This window comes from Bacillus sp. SRB_8, from assembly GCF_003264205.1.
Taxonomy (GTDB): Bacteria; Bacillota; Bacilli; order Bacillales; family Bacillaceae_G; genus Bacillus_A; species Bacillus_A mycoides.
Genome location: NZ_NADT01000019.1, coordinates 11,719 through 30,746 on the forward strand (window position 1 = coordinate 11,719; position 19,028 = coordinate 30,746).

A 19,028-nucleotide genomic window follows, 5' to 3' on the forward strand; every position below is an offset into this window, starting at 1 on the left:
TTATTTTCAAACGATTTGTAGGAATTAATATAATTTAAATAACCGGATATCCAGTTATTAGATTTTATAATGAAAATTATATAAATTAAGAATGTATTTCAGATAATTTTATAAATAAATACAAAGATATCTCCTCTCCTTACTGTTACAATAGCAATAATCTCTTGTTTATTTCTGTTATTAAATTGTAATATAATTACAGTATGTGAAATTATACTACATTAACTTTAAAAGCGAAGTGAAAACAACCTTCACTTCGCTTTTTTCATTTGCAATCCCTATTCAATTTGCTCAATTCAGTATATACTTTCACATTATTTGCTTTTATTTAATCGGTTTCTCTGTTTTTAAAACTAGTGAACTTAATGCAGGAACTTTAATTTTATTGTCATGGACAACGTAAAGTGTTTTACTTCCCGCCTGATTCTCGTTTACTAGCACTTTCCATGGACCTTTCGATGGAAGTGTTATGTCAACGGCTTCCCTATTTGCATTGTGAGCCACCATAAAGTATTCGCTTTTATTCCCACTTCCCTTTCCATCTATTGTATAAGCTACAACATTTTTGGGAACATCGATAAAAGCTACATACTTTTTAATTTGCTCTGCAGAAGTCATACGAAAAGCTGGGTATTTTTTGCGTAAATCTATTAAGCCCTTCATATACTCTACTTCATTATTAAATGCTGCACGGCGTAACCAATCCATCTGGTTAATAGAATCAGGAGATTTGTAACTATTATGATCACCATATTTTGTGCGCATAAACTCTTGTCCTGCATGTAAGAATGGAATACCTTGTGATGTTAATAAAATAGAAGAAGATAATTTATGCATTTGTTTTCGCATTTCTTCACTGTCACCTGAATTAGTCAACTCAAGTTTATCCCATAAAGTATGATTGTCATGTGCTTCCACATAAGTTAGCACCTGCTCCGGATCTTGATAAGTAGACGAATTTGTATCATAGTCAATACCGGCTGTAATGCCTTTTTTAATACGGTCTTCCATGTTTTGCTTTCCATTTACAAAACCATTTTCTTTCTCCTCAAATACACTACCTTTCAATCCATCACGAATATTATCGTTAAAATGAGCAATCCCTTTCATTTTCTCCGCATTTTTTTGATTTGCTTTCAATTCAGCTGCAAGAGGTGTATTTAAATCCCAGCCTTCTCCATGCAGAATAATAGAAGGATCAATTTGATTAACAGCTTTACGTATCTCATTCATCGTTTCATAATCATGAATACCCATTAAATCAAAACGGAACCCATCTAAATTGTATTCTTTTGCCCAGTATGTGACGGAATCTACCATAAATTTTCTCATCATCTTTCGTTCTGAAGCGGTATCATTCCCTACTCCAGTTCCATTTGCTAATGTTCCGTCTTCATTGTAACGATAATAGTAACCTGGAACTAACTTATGAAAATTTGATTCAGCGGCATTATACATATGGTTATATACTACGTCCATCACAACACGAAGATTATTATCATGCAATGTTTGAATCATTTGCTTTAATTCAGTTATTCGAACAGTTGGCTCAAAAGGATTTGTAGAATAGGAGCCCTCTGGGACGTTGAAATTTTTCGGGTCATATCCCCAGTTATATTGTGGTTCATTTAAATTCTCTTCATTTACTGAAGCATAATCAAATATCGGTAAAAACTGAACGTGAGTAACACCAAGATCTTTCATATGATCAAGTCCTGTTTTTACACCTTCAGGCCCTTTTGTTCCTTTTTCTGTTACACCTAAATATTTTCCTTTTTGCTTAATACCACTTTCAGGTTGGATGGAAAGATCGCGTACATGCAATTCATAAATAATAGCATCTTCCGGATTTTTAAATTTCGGTTTTTTGTTTGCTTTCCATTTTTTCGGATTTGTTTCTTCTAAATCAACAACTGCACCTTTATCTCCATTTACAGAAGCAGCACGCACATACGGATCAACCGCTTCAGTCCACTTATCCCCAATTTTCACCTTATACGTATAAAAGAGACCTTTTTGGTTCCCTTTAAGTTCTGCTTTCCAAGTTCCCTTTTCACCTTGTTTCATGTTTATTTCAGTACCTATTTTATTGCTCCATTTTTTATATGTAACTAACTTCGCTTCACTCGCAGTAGGAGCCCATAAACGGAACTTTGTATGTTGCGGAGTATATATATTCCCTAAATCATTACCACCATAATAAAATAAATTATCAAATTCCTCGCTACGAATGACTTTACCGATTTCAGTATTCGCATCAGCTAAGTTTGCTATTTTAACTTTGTATGTTTGTTTTAAATCAATTTTCTGTTCCGTAATTATTTTAACCTTATTAGTAATATCTCCACTATTTTTATCATAAGGACTAATTCCCTTAATTTTAACGCCTTCAATTTCAATTTTCTGTTCCTTACTATTAAACGGAACATTAGTCGTTACAGTAATTTCATTAAAACTATCAATAGTAGCTTTTTGAATTGAGAGATCCGAAGAAGGCTTAGAATCATATACTTTTTCATCACCCGAAAGGATCCATACTTCAGCACGACCATCCCTTATATTTTCAACCCAGTGATCACCTCCATCTTTTTCCCATTCATTGGTACGAACTATAAACCCTACACGATTATAGTCACCATCTATTTTTATCTTAGCGTATTTTCCAAATTCATCTTCACCAGTAAATTCATAAGATTTACCGTTTGCATTTTCTCCCCATACCCAAAGATTCCAGTCTTTTGTATTTCCAGATTTCTCTTTGTAATGAATGATAACTTCAGTTGTTTTCGAATTTGAAACTGCCTTCACACTCTGAAAAGAGAAAACAGATGATAACATAACGATTATGGTAAGTAATAAAAACGATTTGTTAATTAATTTTTTTGTAATTTGCACCCCATACACCCTTTCTTTAAATATTACGAACAATTTATTATGCTCATACTACGAAACACGGTTTAAATTAATCTAGGAATCTCTTTTACTTCACCTCCATATTGGCTATTTTTACGTATGTATTTCAATGATCTTTTATACGAAAATCAAATATAAGATGGAAACAACCCTTACGAAAACGTTTGCATTAAAACTCAAAAAAATAGATTTGTTTATTCCTTCTTATATTTGTAAATACTAAAAGATCAGGGAAATCATTTTAAAGCAATCGTTTGTTATCGCTTTCATTTTATAGCACTTACCATTAAAAGGTCAATATATTATTAATTTTCTGTTTTTATATCCTTGAAATCTTATATATTTGTCGTAACTTATTGAAGATAGATGCCTGATTATTGCTTAGTAATTTTATTTTCACTAATACATTGCTACGTAAAAAATCAGCTAATATCCTTAAAATGACATTAGCTGATTTTCATAATGTATTAATATACGAATGAAAACTATATTTCTAACTTACTTAATTTTTGCTGCATCAAATGCTTTTTGCACTGCTTGAACTTCAGCTGTATTCGCCCCATATTTATTAGTTGCCACTCGAATACATGCTGATTTCAATTCTTTGAAATTAGATGTCATGTTTAATTCATCTGTATTTGCATAATAGAAAATATCAAACATTTTATCTTCACCAATTCCTTTAACAGTTACTCCGTTATGAGTTCCACCTTTTGCAATGAGATACGCAACTTTATTAATAATACTTGAATTAAAATGAACGCCGCCTTGATCCCATCCATTAAAATCGTTAAATTCACTGTAATCATCTGGATAAGGTACTCCAAGTGAAGATGGAACAGAAGCTGGGTTTTCCATATCACGGAAAACAGATCCAGTTTGTTCTCCCATTGTCCAGTTAAAGCTTCCATTATTTACGTATTTCTCAATAGATGTTCCCATAATATCAGATAGCGCTTCATTAATCGCACCAGATTCACCGTAATATTCAAGATTAGATTCGCTAGAAGTAACAGCATGTGTAAATTCATGTCCAGCTACGTCATATGCCTTGACAATAGGATCGCCATATACAAGCATACTTCCATTATTAGCACTTAATGCATTTTGCCAATTTTTCGGATCGTTCGTATCTTCAGAATCCCAAGCATGTACAACTGAAACTACCTTTTGTCCCTTATTATCAAAACTATTACGCTTATATTTATCTTTATAAAAATCAAATACCTTTGTTGCTAAATAATGAGCACTTACTGCTTTTGGATCGTTAAATGTTGTTGAAGTGCTGGTTGCTAATGTACCAGGATAATAGCTTTCTTCTTTAGTAATATCTCTGTAATTCACATCATATGTTTCAATTCCTTGCCCTCTTGTATAATCAGCAAGTGCATATTTACCATTACTTTGTTTAGAAATACCAAATGAACGAGATATACCTAAATCATCTTTTCCTGTTCCAGTTAATGATGTAAGACTACTTTTTTTACTTTCCTTTAAAGCTCCAACTAGTTTTTCACTTGCTTTTAAGTTAGATTCTTGTACCATATTTTTTAACATATCACCATTTTGTGCATTTACTAAATAAGTTCCAGAAACATAGTTTGGTGTTGCCGCTTCAAATGTAACTTGATATGCATTGCTAGCTTGTCCATTATTTTCATCAACAAAAATAACTTCCTTAACTTCTGGCTCAGAAATAAACTTGATATCGTTCCCGTATTTCGTATAAATATATTGTTTCGCTTCATCTTTTGATAGATTAATAGGCTTTTTCAATTCTTCTTGTTTTAAATTTTGCGCGCTATCGCCTGAAACACTTTTAATAACACCGTTATTATCTACGTGTGCAGTTAATTGATGGCCATATACTTCTTTTCCTTCGTATGTTTGCTGCATACGCACAAGTGTTGTTCCATCATACGAACCACGTTTTTGAAGAACTTTATAATCTACTCCTGTTTCTCCATTGACTTGATTTGGAGAAAGAGCTTGTTCAGCTTTCTCCTTAAGAGCATCTTTTACTACATTCTCTGGTGTTTTTTGTGACGGTTGTGTAAGTTCACCTGAACGGAATGAGTCCTCCTGAATTTGAACTTGAAGTTGATCTGTTTCCTCTGCATGACCTATTCCGTATGGTGCCACAGCTGTTAAAGCTAATCCTGTTGTTAATGCTACTTTAGTTAATGTCTTTGTGTTTTTCATTTTTTCACCTCGTATAATTTTTGAAATAGAAAGCTTGTACAAAGTATACTGTCTATTTATGTCGAAAAAAAGAGAAAATACAAAATTTATGTAATATTATGCAAAATTACATATATGTGGTCGATAAAATAAAAAATGAGCCCTTTTAGGTGCTCATCCAATTGGTTAGTCGTTAATTATCTATATTCATTCTAATCAAAGTACACTTATATCTTATTAACAACATAAAAAACCACTCTTTACTATTTTAAGAATAGTAGATAAATACTTTAGTGAGGCAACGCATATACAAGTTAGATTTTTCAATATAATTTTGTTATTTATGTCTATAGCTGCATGGATTGTAACGTTTTGAGACTGCTGAAGTCTTATATGAGTTTCAGGCTTTTTTATCTTGTCAAAAATATCTTTCAAAGATATTTTTGTCTCCCCATTTAAATATAGAAAAGGACATATCTATTGCATGTTATTAACTTAAGGTATGTTCTTTTAAAGCATATTATAAATATACATAGTGAGAAATGAAACAATAATTATTCAAATGAAAAATCCCCTAAATTTTTAAAGCGATTCAGGGGATTTTTTACCGATGATTCTCTATATTTCCATACCGATCACAAACTTTTTTAGGATAATGGTATGTCCAAGTTTAATAGCTTTTTGCACGAGAGCCATCTTTTTTATATTTATTTAATTATCCTACTAAGTTTTTTGTAAAATTCACCTTTTCTTTTTACATGATTAAACTGATTTGGATTAATATTAGCTTTTTGTGAGAGTGCTACAATCTCTTCTTTTGTAATTGAATCTTTAGTATTTATAGATGCTATATTTGTATATTTTCCATCTTCTGTTTTTGGGATTTCTAAAATCCCTTTATTTACAAGATCAACTACAGCCTTATGCTCTGAAGAATGTGTATCTACACCAGTAATTTTCCAATTACGCATAACTTTTGGCGTGTATACACCGTTCTTTACCTCTTTTAAATATGTAATAGCAAGGTTACGAATGGTTCCACCTGTTTCTCCGAATGCATTCTCTTGTTTAGATGACCAAGTTTGTTCAAATTTACGTCCCTCTAAAGCTCCCCCTTTTGCCTGAAGAGCCTCCATTCTATACGCATTCATTCCTAGCGTCATAACATCGCTCATTTTGATTGGTTTATTTGTACGAATAGAGCGTAAATTTGTAATTCTACTACCATATGGTTTTGTTAAGTCAATTTCGTATTTTACGCCTCCAAAGAAATCGTTCGTACTGTATTTAGACGCACGACGATTTTTATCAAAGCTAACTGTTACATCTCCGGCACGAGATGAGTTAAAATATCCTGCTGCCCATTCCATATAGTCTTTTAAATCTTTTCCAGTTATCTTATATACTGTAATTTCTCCCAAAGCATATTGATAATTATAAGCAATATCTTTCTTCTTTATAGGACCTATATCCAAACGGGCATAATCATTATCAATTTGATGGGCTACTACATCCGCCTTACTGTAATGGAGCATGACTTCATGAAAGAAATCTGATAAAGGTGTCTCTTGAATCTGCACACTTGGAATACCCTTTATTTCATTTTCAGGAACAAGGTTTCTACCCTTTAATTGGGCGACTACAACATTTGCATCTCCTCTCGCATACTCATGAAAAGGTGTTAGTGTTTCTTCAAGTGTAGAATCAGATAATACTGTAGTTCCATCAGCATTTTTTACAGGTATAGCGGTAGCTGTTTTATCTTTTAAAACAAGCTTCCCATCTTGCTTTGTAAAAGTAAGGTCAATACGTGAAATATGCGTTCCGTATTTATCTGGTTCTGTAATAATTACGCCATTTACAACTTCTTTTTTTACAAGTTTATGCATATGAGCCGCAAAAATAGCGCTTAGTTCCGGACAAGCATTCGCAATATCTTGAACACCAGTACCTGGGATTCCATTCTCATTTTCTAGTCCCATATGCATAACCCCTACCATTACATCTACTTTATCTTCTAATTCTTTAATAGCCTTTTTTGTCTCTTCTACTGGATTTTTCACTACTAAACCATCCAAATGATCTGTCCCTTTTTCAAAATCACTAATCATTGGTGTATTCATACCAATAATCCCGACTTTAATTCCACCTTTTTCAACAATCGTATATGCAGGAAGAAAACGCTCTCCATTTTCCTTATAAATATTTCCTGCTAACGTCTTTCCCTTGTATTGCTCACTAACTTTTTTCAATGTATCTAATCCAAAGTTGAATTCATGATTTCCAAATGCCCAGGCGTCATATCCCATTGTATTCATTGCTACCATCATTGGCGATTGTGGCTTATCGTTGAATAATTCTACTGAGTTTCCTTGAATTGTATCCCCGGCATCTACTAATATGGTATTTGGATTTTCTTGACGTACCTTCTTTATAACCGTATAAAGCTGCGTCAAACTTCCACTCATATTTGCTCCATCAAGCGCATAATCCCAAGGCATAAATCTACCATGAATATCTGCAGTACCTAACAATGTAATATTAACATTAGATTCCTCAGCCTTAGAAATAGCTGGTTTGACTGTTACTGCTGTTACAAGAAGCATAAGAATAATAAAATTGCATACATAGTTCTTCCATTTCATTTTTTGCATAATAACAATATTTCTCCCCTTTTTGTACTGTCATAAAGTTGCTTGAACTTTAAAAATGTAACTTATTATTCAGAGAAATTCAACTACAAAAGATAATTTTGTAGTTGGTTTTGCTGTGAAAATATAGAGAATAAAATGCATATATCCCCTAACAGAATAGTATTTTATCATTTTCTAATTAAATACTTCTTCCTCCAACGTGTGAAGGGCGCTAAACCAACGGTAGATGTATATGTACTTTCAAAATTTTGGACATGCAACTCATTTTCGGATTTTATTTCTAATTTTTTCCTTCTATATGAAAATACTGAGATCACTTCCAAAAATAATAACCCCGCTCTTCATTTAAGACGGGGTTACACTTATACAGCAAATCGGATTCAGATTTTTTTCAAATGTTCGTTTCCTCTTCAGGAGTAAAATCTGCTAGTTTCGTATTTTTTTCTGCTTTTTGGTTGCTTTCAACTAAATTCATCATAATTTTAATCAGGACTTGTATTTTATCACTCGAACCCTTGATGCTATCCCAAATCGCTCAATAAATAGATAATGATTTTTACTTTTCAACTCCACAAAGCAATTTTATCTCTTTAATTTGTTCTATATGACGCTGTTCATGCAAATAGATCAGTTCTATCCACTGATCAAGAAGTAATTCTCCAAGAGCTGGATGCGTCACTGATTTTTTCGCTAATATAGATTCATCTTCTATTGTACTCAGGAAACGCATCAATTCTTTTCTAGAGTCGTTTAACAAATCAACCATTTGCTGCACTTCAAATGGTTCTATACTTGGTTCAATCATTTCTGGGGCTATAAATTTTATCGATCTATCTAATAAAATAGTGTGAATTTCTTTACGCTCATTTAAGATACTATCCATCTTTTTTAATCCCGATGAAATAACTGTTATAACTCTCTCATCTAATAAAACTAAGTGATGACAAACTTGTGCTATACTCCATTTATCCTTATCTGGTTTCCTATTAAATTGAGCATCACTTAACAAAGTAATTTCCTCAAATAATTGATTTCTAGTTTCATTAAACTTGTCATTTACAAATGTATTCATGTGAATTCTCCTTTCGCTAGAACCTACATACTTAAATTCCTACGCTAGAAATATTCTCTATGGAAAAAAGATTTTCCTTCACTATTATTCCAATCCAATCTTTTCTTTCTTTAGTAGGTTCTCTAATTCATGCTGAAATGTATGAGTTCTCTCAACATCCTTGAAGATTTCCTTGAGGTTATTATGCGCTACAGCTACATCATAATACTTTCAACGGAATCCTTTCAATATAACTACATAAAACGTTCCTAATTATCAATCTAGCATTAAATATATGTAAAAAATCAACCTATTCATTCATTTTTAATGCTTATGTATGTACATTTGTTAATTTATTAGTTATATTATGGGTATTGAATGATTACGAAAAGTTAATAAATCGCTTGTATAACACCTTATATTTTTATATCCGTGAAAACTACAAAATGTATAAAATTCCATTTGTCAAATGAATTTAATGCGGAAGGAGGTTTGTGGTTACTTCATCGGGATATAATAATCAGTTTTGAACTGATAAAAATATAGGAGGCGACATAATGTTTCGTACGATTTCAAATTTCATGAGAGTAGCTGAGATAAGAAACAAAATTCTTTTTACACTAGCGATGCTAATTGTTTTTCGAATTGGCACGTTTATTCCAGTTCCTCATACTAACGCAGAGGTATTAAAAGTACAAGATCAAGCCAACGTTTTAGGTATGCTGAACGTATTTGGCGGAGGAGCACTGCAACACTTCTCAATCTTTGCTGTAGGTATCACACCATATATTACAGCTTCTATCATTGTACAATTACTACAAATGGACGTTGTACCTAAATTTACAGAATGGGCAAAGCAAGGAGAAATGGGCCGTAAGAAATCAGCTCAATTTACTCGCTACTTTACAATCATTCTCGCATTCATACAATCCATTGGGATGTCTTATGGTTTTAATAATATAGCAGGTGGACAATTAATTACAGATCAAAGCTGGACTACATACTTATTTATTGCGACAGTTTTAACTGCTGGTACTGCATTTTTACTTTGGTTAGGTGAACAAATTACCGCTAATGGCGTTGGTAATGGAATCTCAATGATTATCTTCGCAGGACTTGTTGCGGCGATTCCGAATGTCGCTAATCAAATTTATTTGCAACAATTCCAAAACGCAGGCGATCAGTTATTTATGCACATAATAAAAATGGTTTTAATTGGACTCGTAATTTTAGCGATAGTTGTTGGTGTTATTTACATTCAACAAGCTGTTCGAAAAATACCGATTCAATATGCAAAAGCTGTTTCAGGAAACAATCAATATCAAGGAGCAAAAAATACTCATTTACCTCTTAAAGTAAATAGTGCAGGTGTAATTCCTGTTATCTTTGCTTCAGCCTTTTTAATGACGCCGCGTACAATTGCGCAGCTCTTCCCTGATTCAAGCGTATCTAAATGGATAATTGCGAATCTTGATTTTGCACATCCATTTGGAATGACACTATATGTGGGTCTTATCGTTGCCTTCACATATTTCTACGCGTTTATTCAAGTAAATCCTGAACAAATGGCTGAGAATTTGAAAAAGCAAAACGGATATGTCCCGGGTATTCGCCCAGGTAAATCTACAGAACAGTATGTAACAAAAATTTTATACCGTTTAACATTTATCGGTGCGATTTTCTTAGGAGCAATTTCAATATTACCACTTGTATTTACAAAAATCGCTACATTACCACCATCTGCTCAAATCGGTGGTACAAGTTTACTAATCATCGTAGGTGTTGCATTAGAAACGATGAAAACGTTAGAAAGTCAACTTGTGAAGCGTCATTATAAAGGTTTTATAAAAAAAGTGAATTAATTACAAAAACACACTAGAAGTCACAATAGCGACCTAGTGTGTTTTTATTATAAAAACTTATAATAACGGAGGTTTTGTCTTATGAGTCAAAGAATGTCTTATTATGATATTTCGCCTGATGGTATGAAAATTATGATGGATATGGAGAAATACACGAAGAAATCCTCAATTAATCGAGCTGTTAGAGAGCTTATAAAAATTAGAGTCTCTCAAATTAACGGCTGTGCTTATTGTATCGATATGCATACTTCTGACGCCCGAAAATCGGGTGAAACCGAGCAAAGAATTTATTGCTTAAATGCTTGGGATGATTGTGATTTTTATACTCCTGAAGAAAAAGTTGCTTTGGAACTATCGGAGCATCTTACTCTCATTCCTACTAAAAGAGTTCCTGAAAATCTATACAACCGTGTACGTGAATACTTTGACGAAAAACAATATGTTGATCTTGTGTTAATCATTAATCAAATAAATAGTTGGAATCGAATTTCTATTGCGATGGGTAATACCGTAATAAAAAAATAACACTTATCCACCAAATAATATGCGATCGATTTAGTTAAGTGTAAAATTAAATACACCCTATATTAAAACACAGTTGGTTATTTCTCCAACTGTGTTTTTGATTTTACTATCTCTAATCTGTATTCTAATGTGTTAATCATTTTCTTCAAATTAACTATTTTTTCTTCTAAATTTTGAATACGTTTTCCGCTGTTTTCCACATCATTAAGCTTTAACTACATCTCTTTTTTTAACAACCTTCCTTGCTTAAAATAAACTCCAAGTGTAGAACGATTCGCTAAAAATACACCAATCAAGATTAAACAAGCTCCAATTCCCATTGCAGGATTTAATGGTTCTCCTAATACAAAATAACCTACAATAACAGCGATTAACGGGGATACATATAACCACGTTGATGGAAATACAGGATTTGTTTTTGATAAAAGCCAGTAATATAAACCGTGCCCACCGATAGACCCTACAAATATGAGATATAAAATTGGCCATTGTACATTCCAAGATGTTAAGATTGTTAGATTAGGCTGTTCCATTACGATAGATACAATTAACAACAAAACTCCTCCATAGAACATTTGAATGCCGTTAATGAGAAATGGTGATACGTTAGGTAAATCTGAAAGTATTTCTTTTGAACGAATAGAACCTATTCCATAAAACAACTCCCCTACTAATATAACAAGGCAAGCGATACTCCATATGAATGTAAGTTCTTGATGCATTCCAGGTAAAGAAATGCAAAAAACACCTATAAGTGCTATAACTAAAGCAACAAGTTGTTCTTTTTGCAATTTTGTTTTATTTCTCTTTGATTGCAATAGCAAGATCATCATTGGACCCGTAGCAGATAGAATTGCAGCTAATCCAGAAGAAATATATTGTTCTGCCCAGTAAAGGGTCGCGAATGTCATAAATGTTAAACAAAAACCAGCATATATAATACGTTTTGATAATAAGTAAGGCATAATATCCTTTCTCTTTAATTTAAAAATAATAATGAGAATAAGACCGGCCAAAAAGAAGCGAATTCCAGCTGAAAATAACGGCGGTGCACCTGCCTCAATTCCGATTTTTATCGTTAAAAATGTTGTTCCAAAGATGATACATACTAAAATATAATTTAAAATGACCATTTTCCTTCCTCCTTTTTACTCTTGAAATGAGTATAGAGGATATGGTGTATAACAGTGTATCCGAGCATATAACAGTTGAATAAAAATATAGTTGATTGTCAGACTATTTTTCGCTTTAATTAAATTAAAAAGAAAAACAGGTGATTCTATGAAGATAGTACTACGTAAAGAATCCAACATACCATATTACCAACAAATATATATGCAAATTGTTGAGAGAATTCAAAGCGGGATGCTTTCGCATGGCGATTACCTCCCTTCTTTACGTTCTATGGCCGATGATTTGCAAATTAGTTTATTAACTGTTCGTAAAGCTTATAAACAGTTAGAAACGAAAAGTTATATACGAATTGAACAAGGAAAAGGTGCCTATATACATAAACGTGTGAACAAAGATTTCAAACCAATTCCATATCAATGGCAACAAACGAAATCCATTAATGTTATGCGTTCTCAATATGTAATGAACCAACATCGTAAATATTTTGATTTTTCACAGGCTGTCCTTTATCCACGTTTATTACCAAATCCGTTTCTTTCAGATGAAATGCACAAATTACTTAATAAGGATCAAATGATACTGGCAACATACGGACCTGTTCAAGGTGACAAAGAACTTAGAGTGGAAATAACAAACTACTTAAAAGAACACCAACAAGTAGTTACAGATCCATCTCAATTATTAATTACAAGTGGTGCCCAGCAAGGAATCGATTTAATCGCCCAAACATTATTAAAGCCTGGAGACATAGTGTTAGTAGAAAGTCCGTGTTATGGAGCGGCGCTTGATGTATTTGTTAATAAAGGAGTTCAAATTATCCCTGTTAGTCTTGATAACAACGGCATTCGCTCAGATTTAATCGATGATATTTGTCAAAGAAAGAATCCTGTTTTGTTATATGTGAATCCTACTTTTCAGAATCCAACGGGAACAGTAATGAGTAAAGAAAGGAGAATGGAACTTGTAGAACTAGCAGAGCTTTATCAATTTTTCATTTTAGAGGATGATTCTTTCGGAGAGATATATTTTGAAGATTTTAAAATTCCCCCTCCAATAAAAAGCTTTGATACAAATGGTCATGTTATATATTTAAAAGGATTTAGTAAAACGTTAGCACCAGGTCTTCGCATCGCGGCACTTGCAGCTGAAGGTCCTATCTTTGAATGGTTATACGCCGTGAAGGCTTCGATGGATATTGGTAGTCCCTTATTGACACAAAAAGCACTACTTCCTTTTTTACGAGCGGAACGAATGAAAAATCATTTAGAAAAATTACGGACTGCTTTACAAATTAGACGCGATTTAACAATTGATATATTATCTCCATTAAAAGAATTAGAATTTGAAATACCTAATGGAGGATTTAACTTATGGGTTACACTCCCTCAGTCAATCGATCCTTTTACATTATTACAAAAAGCGAATGAAGTAGATGTTTCTTTTTTACCCGGCACAGCTTGTCTGATAAACCATGAAAATCAATATAATCATTTGCGAATTAGTTATTCAATGTTAAATGAAAAAGATATGTTGATTGGATTAGAAAGATTACATGATACAATTGCCAAGTTTAAATCAATGATTTAAACTCCAAAACAACAACGAATAACTTCTTATTCACACAATAAAAACCAACACTTTCAAAAGTGTTGGTTTTTTATTTATTTACAAACTAATTTCTGCTGCTGTGAAAGTAATTGGGCCATTTACAAAAAGTTCTGCAGTTGGAGAGTTAGTGCGCACTGTTAAAATATATGATACTTCATCTTGTGAAGAGCCGATTTGATCAACGTGTTGTGCCACTACTTGTGTTACGTCATCATGAAATTCGGCATCAATTTCAATAATAGATTGATATATAAGCTTTCTATTGAAACCACTTACACGATAAATTGCAGTTATAAGATCACTTGGTGTTAAACTATTATTATTTATGTGGAAGAGACCATTCAACCACACTAAATCCCCAGATTTAACATGTTGTAAAATTACTTCTGCAACTGTAGTTAATTCTTCTGAAACGACAATACTATTACTTAATGGTAAGTTGATGATTGAAGAAGATGTATCATAAGCGAATCCTACTAGTCTGCTTTTTTTCTTGTTACTATCACAATCAGTATTGCATCCTTCATCTTTTTTGTTTCCATTATAATACTTACTTTTTCCTTTACAGCACTTGTGATTTTTCTCTTCATAGCTATCGCAATATTTGCAGTAATAATACAATGAAATCTCCCTTTCTAAATAAATGTAATAATATATAATATTACTTCGATTTAGAAAGGATTGGACAAACTAGAATTTTATGAATTTTGAGGTTCTCTACTAACGAAAATTCACGTTAAAATAGTTAATTGGATATCAATAGTATATCCTTGTCCTTTTTATTTGTGCATTTTTTAATACACCAATTGACTGAACCGTAATATTTTTCATATACACTCTATTTTTATTAAGTATCTCCACATTCTTTTCAATAAACACCTTCTATATTTCCTAAAAACATACAATATTCGCATTTAATATTCAGTTAAATCACTAAATTTTTATGTATATTATTTCAAGTTATATTAGCTACACATGTGCAAGCGATATAACAATGATTTTGTTGGTCAAGTATACAAACAATATAACATTCATTTAATAGAATATATTATATTAAATGAAAGGAGATAGCTATATTTGGAATTAAAAAAATTTATTGATCCCCTTCCGATTCCCTCTGCAATAAAACCTACAGGAACATATAAGGGTAAACCATTTTATGATGTACGTATGATTGAAACGCTACACAAGTTTCATATTGATTTACCAAAGACGAAAGTATGGGGTTATAATGGAATGGTACCTGGTCCAACGTTTGAGGTGAAAAAAGATCATCCTGTATATGTGAGATGGTCAAACGATTTACCTAAAAAACACTTCTTACCTGTTGATACAACCGTTCATGGGGCGCATGATAACCCAGAAGTACGAACTGTTGTACATTTACATGGAAGCCCAAGTGAACCAGATAGCGATGGTCATCCTGAAGCATGGTTTACGAAAAACTTTCAACAAACAGGACCTAGTTTCGTAAAAGAGATTTATCATTATTCGAATCGAGAACGAGCAACTGCCCTTTGGTATCATGATCATGCACTTGGGATTACTCGTTTAAATGTATATGCGGGTCTCGCAGGACTTTACTTGATTCGTGATAAAGAAGAAAAATCACTACCCCTACCTAAAGGGAAATACGAGATACCACTTATCGTTCATGATAAATCTTTTAATCCGGACGGTTCCCTATTTTATCCTGCTCAACCTGAAAATCCATCACCAGGTTTACCATACCCTTCTATTGTTCCTCTATTTTTAGGAAATACAATTGCAGTTAACGGGAAAGTATGGCCATTTTTAAAAGTTGAGCCCCGCAAATATAGATTTCGTTTATTAAACGCTTCTAATACTCGCACATACAAGTTCCAATTAAGTGACCTTAGCTCATTCTTTTTAATAGGGACTGATGGAGGCCTTCTTAAACGGCCGATTAAAGTACAAAGTTTAGATGTTTCACCAGCAGAGCGTATTGACATTATTATTGATTTTTCAAGGTTTGAAGGAAAAAAAGTAGTTTTACAAAATGGAATTGATTTAGATAATCCAACTGGTGAGATAATGGAGTTCCAAGTAACGAAACCATTATCCTGCCCAGATAAAAGTAAAATCCCATGCAAATTAAGTAACATTGACTTTATTCCCGTAGAAAAAGTAAAGAAAGTAAGACGATTAACATTAAATGACTCAGAGGATGAATTTGGACGTCTCATGCTTTTATTAGATAATAAAGAATGGGACGATCCAGTGACAGAAACACCTTTATTAAATTCTGTTGAAATATGGGAGTTAGTAAATTTGACCGTTGGGATTCATCCTATTCATATACATCTAGTTAATTTTCAAGTTCTTGATCGTCATGATTTGAATGGAAACTTATTAAATCCTCTCCCAGCTGATTTCGGATTAAAAGATACCGTGCTTGTAACAGGTGAACAGACCGTCCGAATCATAATGAAGTTTGAGCCCTATTCTGGAGATTATGTATGGCACTGTCATCGTTTAGAGCATGAAGACCATGATATGATGAGACCGTTAAAAATCATACCTTCCAATCTTAATAGACACAAATTAAATTGATAGATACATTAAATAACACGAAAGTCCCTTCAGGATTACTGAAGGGACTTTTACATATTTGCGAAAAATGTCTTTATGTACAAGAAGCGTTTTTCAATCTACAACTATTTTTTAAGATTGTATTGCTCTAATAACTTTTCAAACATTTCTAAAGTAACTGGCTGTGCCGTGGTAGTTAGTTGATACCCAATACGTCCGTTCGTTTCTACAGTTGCTTGTTGTAAATTCTTGATTTCATGTATACCTTTTTCTCTCAGATGCATAAATAATTGTTGTTCTGACATTTTCGCGCGTAATAAATTCTTTTTTAAAATTTCTCCGTTTTCTATAACAATAATGCTATTTCCATTTAGAAATTTTTCTACTTTTCGTGATTTCAATTCAAAAAAATGAATGATAAGTAAAACACTCGCAAAAATAAAAGCAGCAAAAATAGATGGGCCTACTTTCCTACTTAATATAGGTTCTACAATAATACGTCCTATAGAAACCACAATAATAATTTCAGCTCTCGTCATTTGGCTAACAGATTTACTACCTGTCAATTTTAAAACAATAATTCCAGTGAGGATTAAAATAATGCTTTCAAAAAGTATATTCATTACAGCCCAATCCTTTAATAGTGGATTTTACTAGTATTCCCATTAAAGGATTTTTATGATATTTTAAAGTATCCATTCTCTTTACGTGCCTTATTCTTTGAAGCACCTCTCTCCCAGCTAGTAATGGTAAAGCATCAACTTTCTTCATTTGCTTCTACTTGTGATTCGTTACGAATCATTGCATACACAGTATGACCTTCTTTTATTAGCATTGGTATTAAAGAACGTGCTGTTGCACCTGCCACAAAAATTTCCATATGTGTTTCTTCTTATTTTGAATATCATAATTGAGACGAGACATATATAAGCTATGTATAATAATCAATATGAAAGATTCATCCAAAATTAAAGCTATAATGTTGGCTAGCAACCAATAGTGATAACATGATAATTGAATTTGATGGATATGGAATTAATGAGTATGTTATTGGTCATAACTGTTCTATCAGTAAGTTAAAAAAATGTATTTTAACGTAAAAAATGAAGAGTTATCTAATGAGGAGCTTATAAATTTATTTTGTGTACGTTATCATTTTGAAAACATTCCAAAGTCATTACAAGAAGACATTAAGACCGATGTCGTCATTGACTTAGATACGGACTATATTTATATCCCTAATAGATAACAATAACCCAGTAAACTAAAATGGTTTAATGTAACTTACGATTCAGACAAGAATTTAATAAAATAAGTAATTGCCCAAATAGAAGTCGCGAATTGAGTGACAAAATACATTGTCCATTCGAAAGAAGTCAGTTTTCTCTCTCGTTTAATCTTCTTTAAGTATCTGTAAAATATTAATGTACTCAAAAACATAAGTAATAAAGAGAATTGTTGTAAATCATCGACTATACGTACCGCCATAGACTCCATCACCCTCCTATACAAAATATAGACTATACTTTAAGGATATCATTTTTTTGGTAATGATTCCCTATATATTTAATGAAGTTAAAAAATGTTTTATGCGATATATGTGTACAGATAATAAAGTTGTTTAATTTTGTTCTTAGAAATACATTAATCGCCTACTCATAAATTTGATGGGCGATTATTATTTTTGTTTAATAATTGCTTTATTTCAATCACGACATTAATAATAGGTTTTGGTCTAAATGATTCTTGCAAGGAATCTCCTAATCTTGGACTTACTGATTTGGAAAAATAAAATTATTATGATCGTCTCAATTACCATTATTTTGGAGAACAATGTGCTATTATATATTCGTAATCAATGAAATAATAAGAAAGAAGGGGTAGTTGTGGAAACAAAGATTATAGAAACAGAGAAGAAAATTGATTCGAAATCCCTTTTGGCTTTGGGATTATTAATTATTTCCGGGATTGTATATCAACTTTTCGCAGTGTTAGGAGATAATATACCTGAAGTATTGAGGATGATTCTTGAAGCTTTATGGAATCTTGTATTATGTGGAATTATAGGATACTATTTTTTAGGAAAAATATCATTAGAGCAATTTAAACATTTTAATTTCAAGACATTACTTTGGGGTTTGCCTTTAACAATTATCGTAGGTATGGCTTCCAACTTAATATTCAGTTACATTTTTGAACCTGCAACTAAAAATTCCGTTGCTGAAGTAATAAGTATTTCTATGATTTTATTCCGTGTACCCTTTATGTTAATGGGTGAAGAGTTGATTTGCACTAATATAATTATCGCATTACAAAAATTAGGATTAAAATTTGGCACGGCATCATTAATATGTAGTTTGTTGTTCGCTTTGTGGCATATTCCAGCTTATGGTTTTGTGCCAATGCAGTTATTAATAACTATAATCCCAATTAGATTAGCACTAAATTATATATGGAAAAATTCAAAAAGTATTTGGGTAAGTTGGATTTGTCACTTTATTTTTGACTGTATTTCATTTGTACCAATGCTTTTTAAATAACCATTTT

13 protein-coding genes and 2 pseudogenes are annotated in these 19,028 nt (G+C 32.3%); 6 read left to right on the plus strand and 9 right to left on the minus strand.

Annotated features, from left to right (window positions below; translation table 11 throughout):
• Positions 1 to 324 precede the first annotated feature (324 nt).
• The 4 genes from pulA to B5P40_RS15625 all read right to left on the minus strand — a co-directional run bounded on the left by pulA (position 325) and on the right by B5P40_RS15625 (position 8,820).
• Positions 325 to 2,895 (minus strand): type I pullulanase, encoded by a 2,571-nt coding sequence (gene pulA, locus B5P40_RS15610; RefSeq protein WP_113709409.1) that lies wholly within the window; start codon positions 2,893 to 2,895, stop codon positions 325 to 327.
• A gap of 516 nt (positions 2,896 to 3,411) precedes the next feature.
• Positions 3,412 to 5,115, minus strand: coding sequence for a M4 family metallopeptidase (locus B5P40_RS15615; protein ID WP_002127556.1), 1,704 nt, complete (start codon positions 5,113 to 5,115; stop codon positions 3,412 to 3,414).
• A gap of 686 nt (positions 5,116 to 5,801) precedes the next feature.
• A complete protein-coding gene (locus tag B5P40_RS15620; RefSeq protein WP_113709410.1) occupies positions 5,802 to 7,748 on the minus strand; it encodes a bifunctional metallophosphatase/5'-nucleotidase in 1,947 nt (648 codons plus the stop codon).
• A 556-nt stretch (positions 7,749 to 8,304) separates the two neighbouring features.
• On the minus strand, positions 8,305 to 8,820 hold the full coding sequence (locus B5P40_RS15625; RefSeq protein WP_002185757.1) for a DinB family protein: 516 nt from the start codon (positions 8,818 to 8,820) through the stop codon (positions 8,305 to 8,307).
• Between the two features lie 536 nt (positions 8,821 to 9,356).
• On the opposite strand from B5P40_RS15625, the gene secY reads away from it, so the two are divergent.
• Together secY and B5P40_RS15635 are read left to right on the plus strand one after the other, a co-directional pair.
• Complete coding sequence (secY, locus tag B5P40_RS15630) at positions 9,357 to 10,661, plus strand: preprotein translocase subunit SecY (RefSeq protein WP_002069884.1); 1,305 nt, start codon at positions 9,357 to 9,359, stop codon at positions 10,659 to 10,661.
• Between the two features lie 81 nt (positions 10,662 to 10,742).
• Positions 10,743 to 11,186, plus strand: a complete 444-nt coding sequence (locus B5P40_RS15635) for a carboxymuconolactone decarboxylase family protein (RefSeq protein ID WP_002127553.1) — start codon at positions 10,743 to 10,745, stop codon at positions 11,184 to 11,186.
• A gap of 215 nt (positions 11,187 to 11,401) precedes the next feature.
• Here the strand turns inward: B5P40_RS15635 and B5P40_RS15640 are convergent, their stop codons facing one another.
• Entirely contained in the window at positions 11,402 to 12,319 is a 918-nt protein-coding gene (locus tag B5P40_RS15640; protein ID WP_002127552.1) for a DMT family transporter, read from the minus strand.
• 148 nt (positions 12,320 to 12,467) lie between these two features.
• On the opposite strand from B5P40_RS15640, the gene pdxR reads away from it, so the two are divergent.
• Entirely contained in the window at positions 12,468 to 13,907 is a 1,440-nt protein-coding gene (gene pdxR / locus B5P40_RS15645) for a MocR-like pyridoxine biosynthesis transcription factor PdxR (RefSeq protein ID WP_002127551.1), read from the plus strand.
• A 78-nt stretch (positions 13,908 to 13,985) separates the two neighbouring features.
• On the opposite strand, the gene B5P40_RS15650 is transcribed toward pdxR, so the two are convergent.
• Entirely contained in the window at positions 13,986 to 14,549 is a 564-nt protein-coding gene (locus B5P40_RS15650; RefSeq protein ID WP_002127550.1) for a hypothetical protein, read from the minus strand.
• 456 nt (positions 14,550 to 15,005) lie between these two features.
• On the opposite strand from B5P40_RS15650, the gene B5P40_RS15655 reads away from it, so the two are divergent.
• Positions 15,006 to 16,502, plus strand: coding sequence for a multicopper oxidase family protein (locus tag B5P40_RS15655; RefSeq protein ID WP_113709411.1), 1,497 nt, complete (start codon positions 15,006 to 15,008; stop codon positions 16,500 to 16,502).
• Positions 16,503 to 16,606: 104 nt separating this feature from the next.
• On the opposite strand, the gene B5P40_RS15660 is transcribed toward B5P40_RS15655, so the two are convergent.
• Positions 16,607 to 17,104 carry a DUF421 domain-containing protein gene (locus B5P40_RS15660; RefSeq protein ID WP_002168315.1) on the minus strand — a complete coding sequence of 166 codons (498 nt, stop codon included), beginning with the start codon at positions 17,102 to 17,104 and terminating at the stop codon, positions 16,607 to 16,609.
• Positions 17,088 to 17,361 (minus strand): annotated as a pseudogene (locus tag B5P40_RS34020) (hypothetical protein). The gene B5P40_RS15660 and the pseudogene B5P40_RS34020 overlap by 17 nt, the downstream one beginning before the upstream one ends.
• A 127-nt stretch (positions 17,362 to 17,488) precedes the next feature.
• Between B5P40_RS34020 and B5P40_RS33460 the strand changes: the two are divergent.
• Positions 17,489 to 17,730, plus strand: a pseudogene (locus tag B5P40_RS33460) (hypothetical protein).
• A gap of 35 nt (positions 17,731 to 17,765) precedes the next feature.
• On the opposite strand, the gene B5P40_RS15670 reads toward B5P40_RS33460, so the two are convergent.
• The gene (locus B5P40_RS15670) at positions 17,766 to 17,969 is read right to left on the minus strand and encodes a hypothetical protein (protein WP_000290880.1); all 204 of its coding nucleotides are present in this window, start codon (positions 17,967 to 17,969) and stop codon (positions 17,766 to 17,768) included.
• Between the two features lie 398 nt (positions 17,970 to 18,367).
• Between B5P40_RS15670 and B5P40_RS15675 the strand changes: the two genes are divergently transcribed.
• A complete protein-coding gene (locus B5P40_RS15675; RefSeq protein WP_002127542.1) occupies positions 18,368 to 19,021 on the plus strand; it encodes a CPBP family intramembrane glutamic endopeptidase in 654 nt (217 codons plus the stop codon).
• The last annotated feature ends 7 nt before the right edge of the window (positions 19,022 to 19,028 follow it).

What these genes read in the sequence shown, in the direction of transcription:
- pdxR (WP_002127551.1), top strand. Translation starts at nt 12,468, where the DNA reads ATGAAGATAGTACTACGTAAAGAATCCAACATACCATATTACCAACAA.
- B5P40_RS15625 (WP_002185757.1), bottom strand. Translation starts at nt 8,820, where the DNA reads ATGAATACATTTGTAAATGACAAGTTTAATGAAACTAGAAATCAATTA.
- B5P40_RS15615 (WP_002127556.1), bottom strand. Translation starts at nt 5,115, where the DNA reads ATGAAAAACACAAAGACATTAACTAAAGTAGCATTAACAACAGGATTA.
- B5P40_RS15635 (WP_002127553.1), top strand. Translation starts at nt 10,743, where the DNA reads ATGAGTCAAAGAATGTCTTATTATGATATTTCGCCTGATGGTATGAAA.
- B5P40_RS15620 (WP_113709410.1), bottom strand. Translation starts at nt 7,748, where the DNA reads ATGCAAAAAATGAAATGGAAGAACTATGTATGCAATTTTATTATTCTT.
- secY (WP_002069884.1), top strand. Translation starts at nt 9,357, where the DNA reads ATGTTTCGTACGATTTCAAATTTCATGAGAGTAGCTGAGATAAGAAAC.
- B5P40_RS15640 (WP_002127552.1), bottom strand. Translation starts at nt 12,319, where the DNA reads ATGGTCATTTTAAATTATATTTTAGTATGTATCATCTTTGGAACAACA.
- B5P40_RS15670 (WP_000290880.1), bottom strand. Translation starts at nt 17,969, where the DNA reads ATGGCGGTACGTATAGTCGATGATTTACAACAATTCTCTTTATTACTT.
- B5P40_RS15660 (WP_002168315.1), bottom strand. Translation starts at nt 17,104, where the DNA reads ATGAATATACTTTTTGAAAGCATTATTTTAATCCTCACTGGAATTATT.